Here is a 15,240-nt window from a genome sequence, read left to right on the forward strand (position 1 = left end):
ATATTCTGAGGTAATAAAAAGTCTATTTTGAAAAGTGAAAAAAGGATCATTCAAATCGTTGAAAATTGTGTTTATAGTATTCATTTTTAATGTGTTATTTTTTATTATTTCGAGATTGATAAGAAAAAAACGGAGATTATCTAAAATATTTTATATTAAATAGATATAAAATTGATTTTTTTACTTCAGTTTCAATAAAAATTTTATTTTTGCCGTTCACTAAATTAATTTTAAATGGCTACTTACAATAAAAGAGGATATAAAGCACCAAAAGAAAAGGAAGTTAAAGAAGTAAATGAAGAAACACAGGTAATTATTGACGAAAAAGACAGCACAACAGCTGGTGTTTTTTCAAAATTAGATGAAACTGCTTCAAAAACGGAGGATTGGGTTGCTAAAAATCAAAAAATTATTATTGGTTTAGTTGCTGGTATTGCAGTTGCTACTATTGGATATTTGGCTTACCAAAAATTCATCGAAGCTCCTAAGCAAGATGAAGCTGCAAACGAAATGTTTGTTGCTCAACAAAATTTCCAAAAAGCGACTGACGGTGTGGCAAGCGATTCATTATATAAATTGGCTTTGAATGGTTCTGAAGGTAAATTCGGATTCATTAAAATCGCTGAAGAATATTCTGGAACAGATGCTGGTAACTTAGCGAACTATTATGCTGGTATGGCTTATTTAAATACTGGTAAATTTGACGAGGCAATTAAATATTTAGGTGATTTTAAATCTGAAGATTTGATTTTAAGTGCTTTGGCAAAAGGTGCAATTGGAGATGCTTACTCTCAAAAAAATCAACAAAAAGAAGCTCTTGACTATTATGTAAAAGCTGCTGAGTCTAATAAAAACGATTTTACAACACCTCGTTTCTTATTAAAAGCCGGTAAAACAGCTATTGCTTTAGGTCAAAAAGAAGACGCTTTAAAATATTTAACAGATATTAAAGAAAACTACGATACAACTCCGGAAGCTGCTTCTGTTGATGCATTGATTGGATTAGCGCAATAAAAATTTTAGACTTTAGATTTAAGATTGTAGATTTGTATTAAGAATCTAAATTCTAAAATCAAAAATCTAAAATATTACAGATGGCTACTGAAAATAAAAATTTATCAGAATACGATAAAAACACAATCCCAAATGCGAAAGACTTTCGATTTGGGATTGTTGTTTCTGAGTGGAATGAAAACATAACTGAAGGACTTTACAATGGCGCTTTTGATGCGTTAATTGACTGCGAAGTTCCCGCAACACAAATCATTCGTTGGAATGTTCCGGGAAGTTTTGAACTGATTTACGGCGCAAAAAAAATGTTGCAAACACAAAATGTTGATGCCGTAATTGTAATTGGATGCGTAATTCAGGGACAAACCAAACATTTTGATTTTGTTTGCGAAGGTGTTACTCAAGGAATTAAAGACTTGAATGTTCAAACAGATATTCCCGTTATTTTTTGTGTATTAACAGATAATAATATCCAACAATCTATTGACAGAAGTGGAGGGATTCACGGAAACAAAGGGACTGAGGCTGCAATTGCAGCGATAAAAATGGCGTATATCCGTCAACAAGCTTCTATGTCGCATCCATTTAATCAGCCATTGCTAACTTCTGGCGCGATTCAAATAGAGGAAACTCCTAGAAAAATAGATAAAGAATAAAACACAATCGTTTTAAAAAGATTAAAACCTATACTGTGTAAAAATAGTATAGGTTTTTGTTTTTTTTATGACTGATGGATCTTTAAAACCCAATAGAAATTCATTAAATTTGTAGACCTTGGATTTTAAAACCAGAAATAAATTAATAGTATCAATCTGAGATTTTTACAATATAATAAAATCAAAGCATAAACCTTAAACCCAAATTTTTTAATGTCGAGTATTATCCAATTACTTCCTGATCACGTTGCTAATCAAATTGCCGCTGGAGAGGTGGTTCAAAGACCCGCTTCGGTAGTCAAAGAATTGCTCGAAAATGCTGTTGATGCCAATGCAACCGACATTAAGTTAATTATTAAAGATGCTGGTAAATCTTTGGTTCAGGTTATCGATAATGGTAAAGGTATGAGTGTGACCGATGCGCGTTTGTGTTTTGAACGCCATGCAACCTCAAAAATTCGTCAGGCCGAAGATTTATTCTCCTTATGTACAAAAGGTTTTCGCGGAGAAGCTCTGGCATCTATTGCGGCAATTGCCCATATGGAAATGAAAACCAAGCAAGATCAGGATGAACTTGGTACGCATATCATTATCGAAGGAAGTAAATTTGTGTCTCAGGAAGTGGCAGTTTTACCAAAAGGAACTTCATTTGCAGTAAAAAATCTTTTTTTAATATTCCTGCCCGCCGTAATTTCTTAAAGTCAGATACAGTTGAATTTCGTCATGTTATGGATGAATTTCAGCGTGTAGCATTAGCGCATCCAAATATTCATTTTACTTTTTATCATAACGGCAGCGAAATGTATAATTTGCCTGCTGCAGGTTATCGCCAGCGAATTGTTGGGATAATGTCTGGTAAAACCAATGAAAAATTGGTTCCTGTAAATGAAGATACTGAAATTATAAACGTTCAGGGATTTGTTTGCAAACCTGAATTCGCCAAGAAAAACAGGGGAGAACAATTCTTTTTTGTAAACGATCGTTTTATCAAAAGCGGTTATTTGCATCACGCGGTCATGGCAGCTTACGACGGACTTTTGAAAGATGGTTCGCAGCCAAGTTATTTCTTGTATTTACAAGTTCCGCCAAACACAATTGATATCAACATTCATCCAACAAAAACTGAAATCAAGTTTGATGATGAACAAGCCTTATATGCCATTTTAAGAGCGTCTATTAAACATAGTTTAGGTCAGTTTAATGTGGCACCTGTTTTAGATTTTGATCGTGATTCGAATTTAGATACACCATATCACTATAAAGATTTAGAGGCCGAAACTCCTACTATTCAGGTTGATGGAACTTTTAATCCATTTACAGATGATAAAACAAATCAGCATTATTCTAAAGCAAGTTCTGGCTCGGGATCAGGAAGTTATAGTTCAGGATCAAGCTATAGTTCAGGTTCAGGTTCCAATTCTTATTCGGGATATTCAAAAGAGTAGAACCAACGGCAAGTTGGGAAAGTTTATATGTTGGTCTAGATACAGAAAGTGTAGAAAGCATAGAAAGTTCGCCTTTTAATTTTGAAAATGAAGAAGTAACATCTTCTTTATTTAATGACGATGAAGTAGAACAAGCGACTCAGAAAACCTATCAAATTCATAAAAAATATATTGTTTCGCCAATAAAATCAGGAATGGTAATCGTTGATCAGCAACGAGCACATCAACGTATTTTGTACGAACAATTCTTGTTGAACATGACCGTAAATCAGGCTTCAAGCCAGCAATTGTTATTTCCTTTAGATTTATTTTATTCTTCAGATGAAATGACATTAATCGAAGAATTGAAACCTTCTCTTGAAACAACAGGTTTTGTTTTTGAACAAGCACAAACAGACCATATCGTGATTTCCGGAATTCCGGTTAATATTACAGAAAGTGAAGTTTCGATGGTAATCGAACAATTATTAAGTGATTTGCAAGACGGAATCCCGGCAAGCAGTTACAGCCAAAATGATACAATTGCCAAGTCGATGGCGAAAAGTTTAGCAGTTAAAACCGGATCTTATTTGACTGAAAAAGAGCAGGATAATTTAGTAAACGGATTGTTTGCCTGTAAAGATCCAAATATTTCACCTTTTCAAAAACCAACTTTCATCACAATGCGTGTGGAAGATATAGATAAAAAGTTTGCCTTATGATGAACATAACTCCCGTAGTAAAACAATTATTGATTATTAATATCATATTTTTTATTGGTGCTCAATTGGTGCCGGTTTCTTATGAATATTTAGCACTTTTTTTCCTGAAAATCCTGGTTTCAAAGTTTGGCAACCAATTACTCATATGTTTATGCATGGCGGATTTGCTCATATTGCATTCAATATGTTTGCCTTATATTCATTTGGTTCTACGCTGGAGCATTTTTGGGGTGGAAAGAAATTTTTGTTTTTCTACATTTCATGCGGGTTAGGTGCTGCTTTGATAAATTTTGCTGTTAATTATTATTTTTATCAGGACAGCTTAAATATCTTAATTGCCAATGGTTTTCATAAAGCTGATATTCTGAGCTTATTAAACGATGGTAAAATAGATACAAGATGGCAACAAATATTGACAGTTTCTGAATTTAAACATTTCACTGAAGCTTATTTAGGAACAGTAGTTGGTGCTTCGGGAGCAATTTATGGTCTTTTAGTTGCCTTTACCTTTATGTTTCCTAATGCAGAATTGGGAATTATGTTTATTCCAATTCCAATAAAGGCAAAATATTTTGTTCCAATTTACATGCTTTTATTTGATGGCTTTTTCGGAATTTTTGGCAGTTCATTTATGGGAATAGAATCTGGTATAGCTCATTATGCGCATATTGGCGGAGCTTTTTTTGGATTTATGATTATGTGGTACTGGAAAAAAATCAGTTTAATAAAAATCGTTGGAATTAATTTTTAACTTTAGATAATCAATTATCCCGAGGTTTCGGGACCAAAAGAAGCTTTTATGAATATTCTTGATGATTTAAAATTACAATATAAGTTGGGTGGAATTGCGATGCGCGTTATATACTGGAACGTTGCTTGTTTCCTTATTTCTCTGGTTTTTTATAATTTTTCAATTGGTCAGTTCGAATTTCCAAATTGGCTTGCATTGTCGTCAGATCCTCAGGTTTTTATGTTTAAGCCCTGGACATTTTTAACCTATGCTTTTTTTCATGACGGATTTTGGCATTTGTTGTTTAATATGATGGTGCTAAATTTTTCCAGTACTTTATTTCTAACGTATTTTACTCAAAAACAATATTTAGGCTTATACATTTTAAGTGCTGTTTTTGCCGGAGTAATATTTGCATTGAGTTATTATTTTTTAAACTATTCAGCGTCAATAGTTGGAGCTTCAGCTGCAATAATGGCAATTTTGGTAGCGACAACAACTTATCAGCCTTTAATGAATATTCGTTTGCTATTAATTGGAAATGTAAAATTATGGCATATTACGGCTGTAATTTTAATTTTAGATTTAATGCAATTTCGCCTTGGTAATATGGGCGGACATATTTCGCATTTAGCTGGTGCTGTTTTTGGATTTATTTTCATTAAATTGCTTCAAAATGGAACTGATTTGAGTATTGTGATTTCCAGAATATTAGATTTTTTTACAAATCTGTTCAGAAAATCGCCATCAACCCCCTTCAAAAAAGTTCATAAAAATTACAATAAACCTACACAGAAGCCAATATCAAAAATTGTTACGAAAGATAAAACGCAACAACAAATTGATGAAATATTGGATAAAATTAGCCAGTCTGGCTATGATTGTTTGACAAAAGAAGAGAAAGAATTTTTGTTTAAAGCAGGAAAATAATCCGTGTAACAAAGAAAAAATGAAAAACCTGTCGTGGTTTAATAAAATAATGTTCTTTTTGAATATAGTGCTAACTGTAATAACATTTAGTATCTACATTCTGCCATTTCTGGCACCAAAAAGTTTTCCGCTTTTATCGGTGCTAACGCTCTTTATGCCGGCCTTTTTTGTTTTAAATGGATTGTTCTTCGTTTATTGGGCAATTCAGTTCAAGAAACGTCTTATTTTATCTGGTTTGGTTTTGTTGACCGGAATCACGTTTATTAGTAAATTTTATAAATTCTCTCCTAAAGAATATATTGAAGATGAAAAAGATTTCTCAGTAATGAGTTATAATGTTCGCCTTTTTAATGTGTTTAAATGGTTGGATCGTGATGATATTCCGTCTAATATAAAAGCTTTTATTGATGAAAAGGACCCTGATATTTTATGTATTCAGGAATATTCAAACTCAGCGCATTTAGATTTAAAAGTGTATCCGCACCGTTATATTTTTATTGATGGAAATCAAATAAAAACAGGACAGGCGATTTTCTCAAAGTTTCCTATTATAAATGAAGGAAATATTATTTTTCCTAAATCAGATAACAATGTTATTTATGCTGATATAAAACGCGGTAAAGACGTTATTCGTGTTTATAACATGCACTTACAGTCAATTAAGATTTCGCCTGATGTTGATAAAATTTCAGATGATATTGATAATGTAAATCAGCAAAAATCGCAACAAATTTACACCAGAATTAGCAAAGGATTTAGGCAACAACAAGAACAGGCTGAGATTTTTAAAGAAAATATCAAGCAATGTAAAAATCCTATCATTATTTGTGGAGACATGAATAATAGCCCATTTTCATACGTTTACCGAAGCATAAAAGGAAAATTGAAAGATACTTTTGAAGAAGCCGGTGAGGGTTTTGGAGCCACTTATAAATTCCGTTATTATCCTGCCAGAATAGATTATATTTTCTCAGATAGTAAAATGAAAGTAAAGCAATTTGAAAGTTTTTCTGATTTTGAAAATTCAGATCATTATCCAATTATGACAAGACTTTCGATGGAATAACGTAGAAAATAATTCTCAATTTTTAAAATCCAATATCTAAAAACTGAGAATCTTTATTTTACTTCTAACTTTTGATTTTTTAGATAATCCATTGCAAATTTACCTTCGTTAAAAAGCAAATCCAATACGCTTAGATTGTTTATAAAGCCGTGTTTGTCATCAAATACCTGAGGATATTTTTCGAATAAATTGCTGTCCTTTTTTCCGTTTGCCAAATATCTGAAATCGGAAATATTTTCAGCTTTGATAAAATATTCAGTTGTTTTGCCAAATTCCAGTTTCATTCTCAAACACTTCGTCACAATATCTAAAACTTCCATATTTAAATCTATTAAAAGAGTATGTTTTTTCTCGAATATTGGACGAATATCATCTTCAAAAAATTCGAAAAAAGGGGAACTTCTATAGGCAGCTTCCAAAGATTTAAAGTGCTGTTTTTGCCAGTCGAATTCATTCTCGATCAAAACATCTCTTGTTTTTTGATGTGCTTCTTTAGAATGCTTAACAGGAATGTTTAATAATTGAATTCCGTTCGGACTATAGATGTAAGTACGGTTTCTGTTCGTTTGTTTTTGAAAATTATCTTCCATCTCAAAAGTAATATTTTCAGATTGAGCCATAACTGCAAAATGGCTAATTGATGGAAAATAGGTAGGAAGTAATAAAGAATTCATTGTTTTTTGTTTAAAAGTTTCAGGTTCCAAGTTTCAGGTTCGTATAAAACTTGAAACTTGGAACCTGAAACAAAAAATAACTATTTTTATTTATGCTTTGTTTTCTCTTCTTTTTCTCCAGAAATATTCTCCAATAAAATATACTGCAAGAAGAATAAGAAAATATTTGAAATAAGATTGTGGTTGTCCTTCACCGTCAACAGTCGTAAAAACTCTGCTCCAACGAATTTTATTGATTCCCTTACCATTAGTGTCCCAGCTTAGCCAGATAAAAACTGGTTTTCCTACAATGTGATCTTCAGGAACGTAACCCCAATAACGACTATCTTCAGAGTTGTGACGGTTGTCTCCCATCATCCAATAATAGTTTTGTTTGAAGGTATAACTATTGGTTTGTTTTCCATTAATTATAAAATGAGAACCATCTAATTCAAGAGTGTTTCCTTCGTATTTTGTTATAATTTCTTTGTAAAATGGCAATGTTTCGTTAGTTAGCGCTACTGTTTTTCCAGCTTCCGGAATATAAATCGGACCGTAGTTATCTTCGTTCCATTTATTAATATGTGGGAACACTCTATCATCGCTATCTCTTTTTATTACCCTTGTCACTGCAGTGATTCCAGGAGTGTTTTTCAAGCGTTCAGCGCTAGCTTCTGTTAAAGCACTAAAATATAAAGTGTCTCTTTTTTCGCTTTTGAAACCAGCACCATCCGTAATATCCATTTCTCTCATTAAAGTTTCGAAATCGATAGGCGTTTTTCCATCTAAAGCTACAGAATATGAGTATTGTGGTTTTGCTCTTTCTGGTAAAACTAATTTTTTTCCGTTGATGAAAACAAATCCATCTTTAATAGATAAACTATCACCAGGAATACCAACGCATCTTTTTACGTAATTCGATTTTTTATCGATTGGTTTAATAACTCCGGGTCTTCCTTTTGGCTCATAAAAATAATGAACAGTGTCGACCGGCCAGTTAAAAACTACAATATCTGTTCTTTTTATTTTTTCAAAAGCAGGCAATCTGAAATAAGGTAATTGTGGCCAGCTTAAATATGATTTTCTTTTAATGAATGGTATTGTATCATGGACCATTGGCAATGCTACCGTTGTCATGGGAACTCTTGGACCGTAATTTACTTTACTAACAAATAAAAAGTCTCCAATTAATAATGATTTTTCTAATGAAGAAGTAGGTATTGTATAAGGCTGAACCAGATAAGTATGTACTAATGTTGCAACAATAATTGCAAAAAGTAACGAGCTTACGGTATCGGCAGCTTTATTTTCGGGAGTTAATTTACGATTTGAATTATATTCTAATTTCTGAGTATAATTTACATAATAGATGTAAAATCCAAATGTTACAATTCCTAAAATGGTATCTAAAGTCGATTTTTTGCCAAATGTTCTTAAAGTTTCAACCCAAACAACCGGAAACATAATTAAGTTAATAATCGGGATGAAAAGTAATATTGTCCACCATGTAGGTCGGCCAATAATTTTCATTAAAACTATTGAGTTGTAAACAGGAATTGCTGCTTCCCAACTTTTTCTGCCGGCAGTCTGATACAATTTCCATGTTCCAATAAAGTGGATAATTTGTACAGCTAAGAAAAATACGAACCAAAGATATAGAGTCATAATTTTATGTTTTATGTTTCAAGTTTTCAGGTTTTTTGTTGAAAACCTTACGCTTTAGATTAGTTTATTTTAGGTTTAAAACATCTTTCATACTATAAATTCCCTTTTTACCGGCTAACCATTCGGCAGCAATTACGGCTCCAAGTGCAAAACCTTCACGGTTATGGGCAGTATGTTTTAATTCGATGCTATCTACAATTGATTCATAAGTGACCGTGTGAGTTCCCGGAACGTCACCAATTCTTTTTGCTTCAATATGGATTTCATTATTTTTTGCTTCATCCATGGTCCAATTTGCGTAGTTGCTATTTTCAATAACGCCTTTTGCCAAAGAAATAGCTGTTCCGCTTGGAGCATCTAGTTTTTGTGTGTGATGAATTTCTTCCATCGTAACTTTATACGAATCGAACTGAGACATTATTTTGGCTAAATATTCATTGAGTTCAAAGAAAATATTTACACCAAGGCTAAAATTAGAACTAGAAATAAAACCACCTTGCTTTTCATTACAAAGTGCAACCATCTCGTCAAAATGTTCCAGCCATCCGGTTGTGCCGGATACTACAGGGACATTTGCGTGAAAAGCACTCGAAATATTAGCTACAGCAGCGGTAGGAACACTAAAATCGATGGCGACATCTGCAGTTGAAAGTCCGTCGTAGGTATTAGATTCATCTTTCTTTAAAACAATTTCATGACCTCTTTCTAAAGCAATTCTTTCGATTACTTTACCCATTTTTCCGTATCCTAAAAGTGCAATTTTCATTATGTATATTTTTTTGAATTAAATAGAAATGAGTTCTATTTAAAAGCGGTAATTAAAAGTTAGTCCAACATTTGGTTTAAATGTTACATCGTTGGGATAGATTTCAGGTTTCATCGATAATCTTTCGTTTACGTTAAATTGAATTAACGCTGCATCAACATTGGCATCGATAATATTTAAGGCATAAAATCCAACAACAAAGAGTAGAGATAAATCTCGATTTCTTTGATAGAATTTTTGACCGGCAATAAGTCTGCTGTCGTCTAGGAAATCGTACTTCCCGCCAGTTCCAGGGCCGTAACCTTCGAGTCTTCGTTTGTATTCGTCTCGATAATCTTTATATTTTCTGTTGTTGTCTATATAAAAATACATACTGGTTCCAATTGCTCCGTATACTAACGGAATTTTCCAGTATTTTTTGTTGTATGCCTGACCTAAACCAGGTAAAATTGCCGAATAAAAGGCAGCTTTTGCTGGTGTTAGCGGGTCTATTTCCTGCATCTTAGTAGTGTCTTTAGCGACTAAAACCGTTTCTTCTTTTGCCTGAGCAAAAAGAGAGACGGTTCCTAAGAGAAAGAACAATAGACTTATGGGGACAATTTTATTCACTATCCGTTTATTAATTTTATTATTCGATTAAAGTCGGCTTCAGAATTAAAAGGAATTGTAATTTTTCCTTTTCCGTTTCCGGCAACTTTTACATCAACTTTTGCGCCAAAATAATCGTTGAAAGTATTTTTTTGCGTTTCTTTAACTACAAATGAAGAAGCTGATTTTGGTTTTTCTTCACCTTCAGGTTTTGGTTTTAAACTTTCGTGATAATTTTTTACCAAAGTTTCTGTTTCACGAACAGATAAATTTTGACTTACGATTTTTTGATAAATATCAGTTTGAATGTCAAGATCTTCGATATTGATAATTGCTCTACCGTGACCCATACTAATAAAACCATCACGAATACCCGTTTGAATAATCGGATCTAGTTTTAAAAGACGTAAATAATTGGCAATTGTAGAACGTTTTTTACCAACTCTCTCGCTCATTTGTTCTTGTGTTAATTGAATTTCGTCAATTAAACGCTGATATGAAAGTGCAATCTCGATTGGATCTAAGTCATGACGCTGAATATTTTCAACCAAAGCCATAACCAAAGATTCATTGTCATTCGCAATACGAATGTAAGCCGGAACTGTAGTTAAACCAACTAATGTCGAAGCACGCAAACGGCGCTCTCCAGAAATTAACTGGTATTTGTTGAAGTCTAATTTTCGAACAGTAATAGGTTGAATTACGCCAAGTTCTTTAATAGAAGTAGCTAACTCTCGTAATGATTCTTCATTAAAATTGCTTCTAGGCTGAAACGGATTTATTTCGATAGCACTTATTTCAAGCTCTATGATATTTCCAACAACCTTATCAGCATTTTTGTCTTCTACTGATGTAATGTCGTTTTCCGGATCTTTTAATAATGCTGATAATCCTCTTCCTAAGGCTTGTTTTTTAATTGCTTTTGTCATAAAAACTATTTACTGTTTTTCTTTATAATTTCCTGAGCTAAATTAATGTAATTAACTGCTCCTTTGCTGGTTGCGTCATAATTAATGATGCTTTCACCAAAACTAGGTGCTTCACTTAATTTCACATTTCGCTGAATAACGGTATCAAAAACCATATCATTAAAGTGTTTTTGAACCTCTTCCACAACCTGATTTGATAAACGTAATCTTGAATCATACATGGTTAGTAGTAATCCTTCGATATCAAGATCCGGGTTGTGTATTTTTTGAATACTTTTTATGGTGTTCAATAATTTTTCCTAATCCTTCAAGTGCAAAATATTCACACTGAATAGGAATAACTACAGAATCAGCAGCTGTTAAAGCGTTTAGTGTTAATAAACCTAACGAAGGTGCACAGTCGATAATGATATAATCATACTCGTCTTTTACACTTTCTAGTGCTTTTTTAAGCATGTACTCTCTGTTTTCTTTATCAACCAATTCGATTTCGATGGCAACAAGGTCAATGTGAGCTGGAATTACATCAACATTCGGAGCTGAACATTTAACAACAGTTTCTTTTGGGGTGTGGCTATGTTCAAGTATTTGATACGTACCGATTTCAACAGATTCTACGTCAATCCCTAGGCCAGACGTAGCATTCGCTTGAGGATCAGCATCGATCAATAATACTTTCTTTTCTAAAACACCTAATGAGGCTGCAAGATTTACAGATGTAGTAGTCTTTCCAACGCCTCCTTTTTGATTAGCAATCGCAATGATTTTGCCCATTTATTTTCTGAATTTTGAACCGTAAAAATACAATTATTTATGGTTTTTGAAAATCTATTTTGTTAACATTCGATAAACTTTAATTTACCGTTGTTTCGTGCGTGTTTCGGGGATTTTAATTCTTAAAATAAAGAAAAAATGGCTCCGAAAATTCTTTCTGTTTTGTCTTTAAAATGGAATAAAACTCCAGTTTTTGATTTTGAAGCAAAAATAATATTTTTTAGGCTGTTTAATTTTTCTCTTTATAGCTTTTGCTAAACTGGCTGTACATAAAATGTTATTATTTGATAATTAATAACATTTTAATGGATTCATTTTTTTTGTTAAAAGAATTATTAAAGAGGAAAACAGTTTCTTAGAAAATTGAAAAGACTATTAATTTAATTTTCTATAATCTCAATTTTTACGAAAACGACCCCACCTTTTTTGTTTGAGGTAATATCCATAAAAGCTTTCTTACTCAGGTCAATTTCTCTTCCGTTTATAAATGGACCTCTATCTGTAACTACCACAATAACTGATTTGTTATTTTTTTCGTTTGTAATTTTTAGTTTTGTACCAAATGGAAGTTTTTTATGAGCTGCAGTCAATTTACTATTGTCAAATCTTACGCCGCTTGCTGTTTTTCTTCCATCAAATTTATCATGATAATAAGAGGCGTGAGCATTTTCTTTGAACAATTTAAGATTTTTAATTTCTGTCTTTTCTTCTATCGAATCCCTACATTCTTGTGCCGAAATGCTGAGAGAAAAAAGGAAAACAATATATAGGAATATTTTTTTCATTTTTAAAATTTTGCACAAAGAGAATAAATTGGTGAAAATCTGATGTATTTAAGAAGTTCTATTAATTGTATAAAAAGACATAATTGATTATTATTTAATAGAATGTTTAAAAGACAGAAAACAGAAGTCACGAAAAAAGTATAGGAAGTATGAAAAGACTTTTGTTGGGTGGCAGGATTCGAACCTGTGGTCTTCCCAATTTTTAATCGGGACACGATAAACTGTTCTATCTGTGATTTTAATTTTAATTTTAGTGCAAAAAAAAAGTCTTTCCAATTAATATGAAAAGACTTTTGTCGGGGTGGCAGGATTCGAACCTGCGGCCTCCTGCTCCCAAAGCAGGCGCGATAACCGGGCTACGCTACACCCCGTAAGCGGATGCAAATATAGTAATAAATTCTGTTTACAAAAGAAAAATTTCAAAATAAATAAAACTTATTTTAAGATAGTTATTTAGGATTTATTTTGAGGGGAATTTTTTATAATAAAGTTTACCTTTGCATCACTAAAAACTATACATATTATGTCAGATACAATCGAAAAAATTAAATGCCTAATTATTGGTTCTGGTCCGGCGGGTTATACTGCTGCAATTTATGCTGCCAGAGCAAATATGAATCCAATATTATATCAAGGAATGCAGCCTGGTGGTCAATTGACTACGACAAATGAGGTAGAGAATTTTCCGGGTTATGTTGATGGTGTTACAGGTCCTGAAATGATGGTTCAGTTACAAGAACAAGCAAAACGTTTTGGTGCTGATATTCGTGATGGCTGGGCTACAAAAGTTGATTTTTCAGGAGATATTCATAAAGTTTGGATTAACGATGCAATCGAATTGCACTGTGAAACCGTTATTATTTCTACAGGAGCTTCGGCTAAATATTTAGGGTTGCCTTCAGAACAACATTACCTAAACATGGGTGGAGGAGTTTCTGCCTGCGCTGTTTGCGACGGATTTTTCTACCGTAATCAGGAAGTTGTTATTGTTGGAGCAGGAGATTCTGCTTGTGAAGAAGCACATTACTTATCTAAACTTTGTAAAAAAGTAACCATGTTGGTAAGAAGCGAAAAATTCAGAGCTTCGAAAATTATGGAAGAACGTGTTCGCAAAACTGAAAATATCGAGATTTTAATGAATCACGATACTGTAGAAGTTTTAGGTGACAACAACGTTGTTCATGCCATTAAAGCATTAAACAAAACGACAGGGGACGTAATTGAAATTCCTGCAACAGGATTTTTCGTTGCAATTGGTCATAAACCAAATACAGATATTTTTAAAGATTATATTACTCTTGATGAAACAGGTTATATTATAAATGTACCAGGAACATCTAAAACAAATGTTGATGGTGTTTTTGTAGCCGGTGATGCTGCAGATCATGTATATCGTCAGGCAATTACAGCTGCAGGTACTGGTTGTATGGCTGCACTTGATGCTGAAAGATATTTAGCGTCTAAGGAATAAGTGAAAATTGTTTCAGGTTTTCTTTGTTTCAGGTTTCAAGTTCTTGGAACCGTTAATTAGCAAGCCAATAAAATAATAAAAGTCCCATTCGCCGCGGCGAATGGGACTTTTATTTTATAACGTTCCAACAACTTGAACAAAGAGAACCTGAAACTTGAAACTATTTAAGTTTTTTAATCAATTTTGCTTCTTCAGAAAAACGGGTAAGTTCAATTTTTGGATTTCCAAATAATGTAAGTTCTGATTTGTCTCCTGCAGCTATCGAAATAGTGGTTTCTGCAAGAATAGTTCCTGTTGAATATCCTTCTGTAGTAACATTTGCTTCTTTTAAGGTGAATTTAGTTCCTGTAAAAGTAGAATTGTTGTCTAAACGAATAGTTCCTTTTTCGGTAATTCCTTCAATTGCAGCATTTGCTTTTTGATACAAATCACATTTAAATTTTATTGCAGCTACCAATGCTTTAATTGAAGCATTTTTACTTAATTGTAACGTACCATCATCTGATTTTAAATTTAATTCTGTTTTTGATTTATCATCAGCAATTAAGGTAAATTTTTTAGAATTTGCATTCAGAAATAATTTAGAATAATCATAACTGTTAAATGTAATATCATCTAATTGAAGTTCTTGTATGGCATAAATGACTGATTCATTTTTTGCAATTACTTTATTAAGAGATTTTGTGTACGTAACGCGAACAATTAATTTCTTAAAAATGGTGCTTTCTTTTGTTGTGTATAAACGAAGCATTTTATCTCTTAAATCCATTCCGATGATTTCGTGTAAATTGTCATCGGCTTCGATTTTGATTTCGTTTTTCTCTCCACGTTCCAGATAAACTTCCAGATTGTCATCGGCTTCGATTCCATCAAATTCTCCTACTTCTTTAATAGAAGTGGTTACGATTTTAGATCCTTTTAGTTTCTCTCTTTTTGTGCAAAAGTTAATGTCGTAACTAATAATAATAGGAGTAAGGCTGTACTTTTTTTCATTAATTCTAGATTTGATTTGGACAAATATAAAAAAATCATCCACTTTTGATGAATGATTTCTTTTATATTTAACAGAT

At 32.6% G+C, this 15,240-nt stretch carries 12 protein-coding genes, 1 tRNA gene and 3 pseudogenes; 7 read left to right on the plus strand and 9 right to left on the minus strand.

From position 1 onward, the window contains the following. The first annotated feature begins 234 nt into the window (after window positions 1-234). From ACZZZT_RS07365 to ACZZZT_RS07390, 6 genes and pseudogenes are all read left to right on the plus strand, one after another. A complete protein-coding gene (locus ACZZZT_RS07365) occupies window positions 235-1,014 on the plus strand; it encodes a tetratricopeptide repeat protein (RefSeq protein WP_042566019.1) in 780 nt (259 codons plus the stop codon). 80 nt (window positions 1,015-1,094) lie between these two features. Next, complete coding sequence (ribH, locus tag ACZZZT_RS07370) at window positions 1,095-1,667, plus strand: 6,7-dimethyl-8-ribityllumazine synthase (RefSeq protein ID WP_042566020.1); 573 nt, start codon at window positions 1,095-1,097, stop codon at window positions 1,665-1,667. 213 nt (window positions 1,668-1,880) lie between these two features. Continuing rightward, window positions 1,881-3,813 (plus strand): annotated as a pseudogene (gene mutL, locus ACZZZT_RS07375) (DNA mismatch repair endonuclease MutL). Continuing rightward, window positions 3,810-4,557 (plus strand): annotated as a pseudogene (locus tag ACZZZT_RS07380) (rhomboid family intramembrane serine protease). Before mutL ends, ACZZZT_RS07380 begins: the two co-directional pseudogenes overlap by 4 nt. Window positions 4,558-4,612: 55 nt before the next feature. After that, window positions 4,613-5,473 carry a rhomboid family protein gene (locus tag ACZZZT_RS07385; protein WP_042566023.1) on the plus strand — a complete coding sequence of 287 codons (861 nt, stop codon included), beginning with the start codon at window positions 4,613-4,615 and terminating at the stop codon, window positions 5,471-5,473. A gap of 19 nt (window positions 5,474-5,492) precedes the next feature. Beyond that, window positions 5,493-6,539: an endonuclease/exonuclease/phosphatase family protein gene (locus ACZZZT_RS07390; protein ID WP_042566024.1), complete on the plus strand. Its 1,047-nt coding sequence runs from the start codon at window positions 5,493-5,495 to the stop codon at window positions 6,537-6,539. A gap of 53 nt (window positions 6,540-6,592) precedes the next feature. Here the strand turns inward: ACZZZT_RS07390 and ACZZZT_RS07395 are convergent, their stop codons facing one another. The 8 genes and pseudogenes from ACZZZT_RS07395 to ACZZZT_RS07430 all read right to left on the minus strand — a co-directional run bounded on the left by ACZZZT_RS07395 (window position 6,593) and on the right by ACZZZT_RS07430 (window position 13,070). After that, window positions 6,593-7,213 (minus strand): WbqC family protein, encoded by a 621-nt coding sequence (locus ACZZZT_RS07395; RefSeq protein WP_463459924.1) that lies wholly within the window; start codon window positions 7,211-7,213, stop codon window positions 6,593-6,595. A 90-nt stretch (window positions 7,214-7,303) separates the two neighbouring features. Further along, entirely contained in the window at window positions 7,304-8,857 is a 1,554-nt protein-coding gene (lepB, locus tag ACZZZT_RS07400; RefSeq protein ID WP_463459925.1) for a signal peptidase I, read from the minus strand. A gap of 64 nt (window positions 8,858-8,921) precedes the next feature. Next, window positions 8,922-9,623 (minus strand): 4-hydroxy-tetrahydrodipicolinate reductase, encoded by a 702-nt coding sequence (gene dapB, locus ACZZZT_RS07405; RefSeq protein ID WP_073396172.1) that lies wholly within the window; start codon window positions 9,621-9,623, stop codon window positions 8,922-8,924. Between the two features lie 39 nt (window positions 9,624-9,662). Beyond that, window positions 9,663-10,232 carry a DUF5683 domain-containing protein gene (locus ACZZZT_RS07410; RefSeq protein WP_042566027.1) on the minus strand — a complete coding sequence of 190 codons (570 nt, stop codon included), beginning with the start codon at window positions 10,230-10,232 and terminating at the stop codon, window positions 9,663-9,665. Continuing rightward, entirely contained in the window at window positions 10,232-11,140 is a 909-nt protein-coding gene (locus ACZZZT_RS07415) for a ParB/RepB/Spo0J family partition protein (protein ID WP_042566028.1), read from the minus strand. The genes ACZZZT_RS07410 and ACZZZT_RS07415 overlap by 1 nt, the downstream gene beginning before the upstream one ends. A 5-nt stretch (window positions 11,141-11,145) precedes the next feature. After that, a pseudogene (locus tag ACZZZT_RS07420) lies at window positions 11,146-11,914 on the minus strand (ParA family protein). 380 nt (window positions 11,915-12,294) lie between these two features. Beyond that, window positions 12,295-12,699, minus strand: coding sequence for a septal ring lytic transglycosylase RlpA family protein (locus ACZZZT_RS07425; protein ID WP_463459926.1), 405 nt, complete (start codon window positions 12,697-12,699; stop codon window positions 12,295-12,297). Window positions 12,700-12,995: 296 nt separating this feature from the next. Beyond that, window positions 12,996-13,070: transfer RNA gene (locus ACZZZT_RS07430), tRNA-Pro, on the minus strand. Between the two features lie 152 nt (window positions 13,071-13,222). Between ACZZZT_RS07430 and trxB the strand changes: the two genes are divergently transcribed. Further along, a complete protein-coding gene (trxB, locus tag ACZZZT_RS07435) occupies window positions 13,223-14,170 on the plus strand; it encodes a thioredoxin-disulfide reductase (protein WP_042567246.1) in 948 nt (315 codons plus the stop codon). A gap of 160 nt (window positions 14,171-14,330) precedes the next feature. On the opposite strand, the gene ACZZZT_RS07440 is transcribed toward trxB, so the two are convergent. Beyond that, window positions 14,331-15,206, minus strand: a complete 876-nt coding sequence (locus tag ACZZZT_RS07440) for a GIN domain-containing protein (protein WP_463459927.1) — start codon at window positions 15,204-15,206, stop codon at window positions 14,331-14,333. Window positions 15,207-15,240: the final 34 nt, after the last annotated feature.

The sequence above is a fragment of the Flavobacterium sp. AC274 genome, from assembly GCF_979258275.1.

Excerpts from the sequence above, each read along its gene's own strand:
- ACZZZT_RS07385 (WP_042566023.1), top strand. The coding sequence starts at position 4,613 with ATGAATATTCTTGATGATTTAAAATTACAATATAAGTTGGGTGGAATT.
- ACZZZT_RS07415 (WP_042566028.1), bottom strand. The coding sequence starts at position 11,140 with ATGACAAAAGCAATTAAAAAACAAGCCTTAGGAAGAGGATTATCAGCA.
- ACZZZT_RS07365 (WP_042566019.1), top strand. The coding sequence starts at position 235 with ATGGCTACTTACAATAAAAGAGGATATAAAGCACCAAAAGAAAAGGAA.
- ACZZZT_RS07390 (WP_042566024.1), top strand. The coding sequence starts at position 5,493 with ATGAAAAACCTGTCGTGGTTTAATAAAATAATGTTCTTTTTGAATATA.
- ACZZZT_RS07395 (WP_463459924.1), bottom strand. The coding sequence starts at position 7,213 with ATGAATTCTTTATTACTTCCTACCTATTTTCCATCAATTAGCCATTTT.
- lepB (WP_463459925.1), bottom strand. The coding sequence starts at position 8,857 with ATGACTCTATATCTTTGGTTCGTATTTTTCTTAGCTGTACAAATTATC.
- ribH (WP_042566020.1), top strand. The coding sequence starts at position 1,095 with ATGGCTACTGAAAATAAAAATTTATCAGAATACGATAAAAACACAATC.
- dapB (WP_073396172.1), bottom strand. The coding sequence starts at position 9,623 with ATGAAAATTGCACTTTTAGGATACGGAAAAATGGGTAAAGTAATCGAA.
- ACZZZT_RS07425 (WP_463459926.1), bottom strand. The coding sequence starts at position 12,699 with ATGAAAAAAATATTCCTATATATTGTTTTCCTTTTTTCTCTCAGCATT.
- trxB (WP_042567246.1), top strand. The coding sequence starts at position 13,223 with ATGTCAGATACAATCGAAAAAATTAAATGCCTAATTATTGGTTCTGGT.